Origin of the sequence: Bacillus mycoides (assembly GCF_018742245.1) — a bacterium.
Classification (GTDB): Bacteria; Bacillota; Bacilli; order Bacillales; family Bacillaceae_G; genus Bacillus_A; species Bacillus_A cereus_U.
Genome location: NZ_CP036136.1, coordinates 1 through 4647, shown reverse-complemented (window position 1 = coordinate 4647; position 4647 = coordinate 1). Strand labels below are relative to the sequence as shown.

Sequence of the window (4647 nt, the reverse complement as noted above, 5' to 3'; positions counted from 1 at the left end):
TGTATTCTTTGTACAAAAAAAGGATGTCATTTTTCAAGAAGGAAATCCGATACCACTCGCAATTGCTATGTCAAAGATGATCCTTACAGATAAAAATATAATGGAAGTACAAAAGGACGATATTTCCGATACCTATTTAGTAAAACGAGGGGAACTAGAGCCCTATATTGAAATGAAAGAAAAAGATGGATGGGAATTTTTAGACAGAGATATATATAGAAATGCTTTAGCATTTCAAAAAGGAGATGTAATAGAAAGTGTTTCTTATAGATATTTCACACGGTATTATACAATTATTGGTTCCTAATATAAATAGATATATTGACTTCCGCTAACGATAATTATGTAAATGAGCTATCCAAATGGACGGCTTATTGTTTTTTTTGCTTAGCGTGATTTTTTTCCAAAATGCTGGCGGTACCCCTAATTTAAAAAATGCAACCAAACGATTACATTTCTCGCCCTCTCATCTCATGCATTGCTCTTTGCTTTTTCCAACGCTCATGATCTTGCTCACCTTCAACATCATTCACCATATCTTCAGGAACAATCTCTTTTCCCTTTTTATAAAATTTAGAAGCATATGTAACACATCGATTCCAAAAATTAGCCCCGTTCTCAACAAGTTGCTCCATTCGCTTTCTAGCCATCTCCATCATTTTCTGCATTTCACTGATTTTTTCTTTTTGATCCGCATTCTCTTTAGACAAACTATCATTCTCATCACTCATTTTTTTATTTCGGTTCACCAATTGTGGGACAAGCTCATTCTGTTTCTCTAGCTTTTCAAATTCTTGTCGTTCTAAAATCACATATTTTTCTTTAGGAACATGCTCTGACTTATACGTTGTAATTTGCTCTACATGTGTTTCCTCTGTTTTCTCCACAAGATTTTCTTTCTTTTTCTCCAACTGGATCACATCATACTCTAAATCAATTAATTCATCTTGCTTTTTATCAATCGAGTTTTCAAGAGTTTCTAACTCTCGCTGCAACTCTTTATATTCATGATGGTCCTTAATCTTATTCGTCCCAACTTCTTTACGGCCCAAGTGACGTTCATTCATCATTTTTTCAACGAATGCAATTTCTTGATTCCTAAAAATCTCAAACAAATCAAAACTACTACCAGCTTCAGACGTCATATTTTGCTGTCTAAGGGCTTTATCAAAAGACGGTTGCACTTGTACCCCTCTTTCGTATCCAGAAGCCACAGGAACGACGTTAACGTGCAAATGAGGGGACGATTCATCGTTATGAATCACTGCGTTATAAATTTTGAGATTTGGATTTCTTTCTTCAAAATGCTCCACATACTTTTCTAAAATTTCATTCGCCTTATTCCATTTTCCCTCTCGATCATCACCTTGAAAGTCTTTCATGTCTCCAACTTGGATAATAAATTCACGTTGTGTTTCTAACTTTTTATCCTTCAAAACCTTCGAGTAATAATTTTTAATCACTCTGTCCTTACGTTTTTGTTTTGCGTTGTATTCCTCAACCGCTTCTCCAAAAACGTCCTCATACATTTCTTTGATATCTTTTCTAACTAACGTTTTATTCAAATGAGTTCGCTCGAAATCAATATGATTGTGCCACTCATTTTCTTTTTCTGTTTCAGATAATTCTCGATTGTTATGTTTCAACGAAGTATTCTTGGTTGATTTTTTGAATGAAATACTCATCGTATTTTTGTAATTAATCTTCATAAACCACACTCCCAAACTAAAAATCTATCATAGATATATATATGTAATGGCACAGTGGACAATTAAAATTTGAATATATATACCATACCATGTTTTTGTTACTTTTAGACAAAAAGTAACGTTTTCGTAATAGTGACATTCCGCTTCGCTCCCATATCACTATTAAAACGCTCTACGAGGTTGTGTCGGCATATGCCGAGTCACGACGAAGCGTGACGAAGACCTTGGGGGATTCGCCCCCAAACGACGACCAAGGGAAGTCCCTTGGATAACAATAAAAACATCCCCCACCAACCTCCCGCTCATGGGAGGCTACCTCGTCGGTGGGCAACCTTCAAACGTTTGTTTGAAGGAACACAAGAGATTACTAGGCTAGTGGTACCGGTCAACTCCTTATTCTCGTTGCTTCGCAACTGCGATACCGTTTGACCTACACAGCCACAGTGCCACCGCTCCGGAGATAACGAATCCGTAGCGATTCCCTCTCCTCCTTGCATACTGACACCTTAGATCCATCGTCACTTTTTTTCGTGACACTCATAAAAACACTATCCCTTTATCCATATGGGTTCCCGCTGTCATGCATTTTGTCCTCGCCAATCTTCGCTATATTTTGTAGCCTATTTGTAGTACAAAATATGCAACTTGTCACTATTACGAAATATTTTTCGTTTATTGTCAAATAATCTGTAATACAAAGCGACCTACAAATGACCACAGATGGAATAGCATACAAAACACATACAACCTCAAAAAATAAGTTTTCTTTAGCATTTGTGTTACAATAAACATAAAGACGGGAGCTGTTTTTCGGAGTACGCTCGGCTAAAAAAAAACCGATACTAGACGGGGAGTAGTTTTTCGGAGTCCACTCGGCAAAATAAAAAACCGATAATGATTTGTAAAATTGGAGTACCCATGCCATAAGTTGGGACAAAAAAATTGGTGTCGCCTTACCGTAGTAGGCACTAAAAAATAAAAAAAGAACCAACTGTTGTACAAAGTTGGTTCTTTTTTTATTTTTTATTAAACATTTTCCAGGTTTCAAACAGTCGTAAATAGTCGCCTATGTCCGTATACACTACATTTTTCTCTTTAACGAATGAAGTGAATTTAGCAATTACTACTTCTTCTTCAAAAAATGCCAAAGCTGCATGACAATCTTGCCAAACTTTATGTTGTTCTAAATCAATCATTGAATCCTGTGTACTTTCTTGATCTTCTTCTGTCCTCCACGCTTCAAACAATTCCCCTATCTCACCTGTTGTTTTACCACTAATCAGAATGTCTTCGCCATACTTCGCTAAGAATCGCTCAGTCTCATCAGTTGTTGCTTCAATTTTCACGATACGAAGGGTTAACATCAAGATTTCGATTGGACTACGCTTTTCTACTGGCGGTTTTGGAGTTGGTTGTTCTTCATTCAACCAACTCGGCACATGCTCTTTTCGTATCGGTTTCGCCTGATTATGTATTCTTGTTTTCCCTTTAAAATCATGTTTAATGGCTGTTTTTTTCACATAATCGTCTTCTTCGTTTTTAGAAAGTATTTTATTCTCACAGACTTTGAATGAAAATTCGAACCCGGTTACAGGTGCGGTAGTATATTTTCCTTTTTTGACTTTTTCAATGCTTAAAAATTTAAGGATTGAGTTGCCTAACTCATCTTTTTCAGTTAATTCTTTCTGGACTATTGTTAAGATTTTTTGATCAATGTGACTTATTTTATAGCTTTTCGGAACAGACATTTTTTCTCGAAAATCATCCAGCGAGACTTTCCAAAAACCACTAGACTTAAACTGCATTAAATAACGAAAAAGCTCTTTAGAATAACTACTGCGTAACGAAAGAATCGTATCTAATTCAAATCGTGTAAATTGTCCGTTCCCTAAAAGGTTATTAAACCATGGTTGGAAAAACCTTGATACTTCAACAGTTACCCCATTATCGTCAACATCAAAAGTAGGGAATAAAACAAACATAACGAATCCGCCGTTTTCTTTGACTAAATGAGTCTTTAAACTCATAACTTTTTCACTCATGACATACATGTCTTCTTTAAATGTCTTAATTGTACTATTTCGTTTATCGTAATTCGCTAGGCTTATGATTTCTTCTCTAGAAAAATAGATTGTTTCTCCGCCTTTATCTTTAACTTTACTAGCTAACGCCCAAAATAAATCCATATCTACAGGTCTTAAATTCCGTAAAGGAACATTATTCATTTCATTGTGATAGCGTACAATCTCATTTGCCATAAAACATGCTCCAATCCTATTAATACTTGAATAATACATCTACTTAGACACTGTCGTCAACAATACGGTGTCTAAGTACTCGAAATTTAGTGTCTAAGTACTCGAAATTTAGTGTCTAAGTACTCGAAATTTAGTGTCTAAGTACTCGAAATTTAGTGTCTAAGTACTCGAAATTTAGTGTCTAAGTACCCCTGTAGTCCCTAGAGCCCCAAGGGATACAGCGTCCCTAAAAGGTATTTAAAAAGATATATTAAAAAGATATATTAAAAAGAGGTTCTAGTTTTTACCCGAAATTTAGTGTCAACTAACTTAAAAAAGGGGTACCGCCAGCATTTTTGAAAAAACCCACGCTAAAAGCATGCAAGATTTTATACAGTTTTTCGGCTAATTCAGTAACAAACGAGAACCCTAAAACCCGCGCCAGGATAGGAATGTATAAAATCATGCATAGTATAATAAACAAATAAAAAGCGAAATCCTTGTTATATCAATGGATTTCGCTTTTTATTTGCTACCGATAATGAGACGTTATGTTAACTTCACATGAATAAGATATACATCAAAAATAGTTCTATCAAAATAAATCACTTATGATAGAATGGAATTAAAAGGAAAAGGAAGAACTTAATGAAATTAAAGATATTTTTCATAAGTTTATTAGTGATATTCAGTATAGCATG

Annotated in this window: 3 protein-coding genes; 1 reads left to right on the top strand and 2 read right to left on the bottom strand. The window is 35.1% G+C overall.

What is annotated here, in order from left to right; translation table 11 throughout:
- Positions 1 to 307: hypothetical protein (locus EXW56_RS27495; protein ID WP_215597713.1), on the top strand; the 307-nt coding region annotated here is incomplete at its 5' end.
- 142 nt (positions 308 to 449) lie between these two features.
- On the opposite strand, the gene EXW56_RS27490 is transcribed toward EXW56_RS27495, so the two are convergent.
- Both EXW56_RS27490 and EXW56_RS27485 read right to left on the bottom strand, forming a co-directional pair.
- On the bottom strand, positions 450 to 1709 hold the full coding sequence (locus tag EXW56_RS27490; RefSeq protein WP_215597712.1) for a plasmid recombination protein: 1260 nt from the start codon (positions 1707 to 1709) through the stop codon (positions 450 to 452).
- Positions 1710 to 2725: 1016 nt separating this feature from the next.
- On the bottom strand, positions 2726 to 3967 hold the full coding sequence (locus EXW56_RS27485; RefSeq protein WP_215597711.1) for a replication initiation protein: 1242 nt from the start codon (positions 3965 to 3967) through the stop codon (positions 2726 to 2728).
- Positions 3968 to 4647 lie beyond the last annotated feature (680 nt).

Excerpts from the sequence above, each read along its gene's own strand:
- EXW56_RS27485 (WP_215597711.1), bottom strand. The coding sequence starts at position 3,967 with ATGGCAAATGAGATTGTACGCTATCACAATGAAATGAATAATGTTCCT.
- EXW56_RS27490 (WP_215597712.1), bottom strand. The coding sequence starts at position 1,709 with ATGAAGATTAATTACAAAAATACGATGAGTATTTCATTCAAAAAATCA.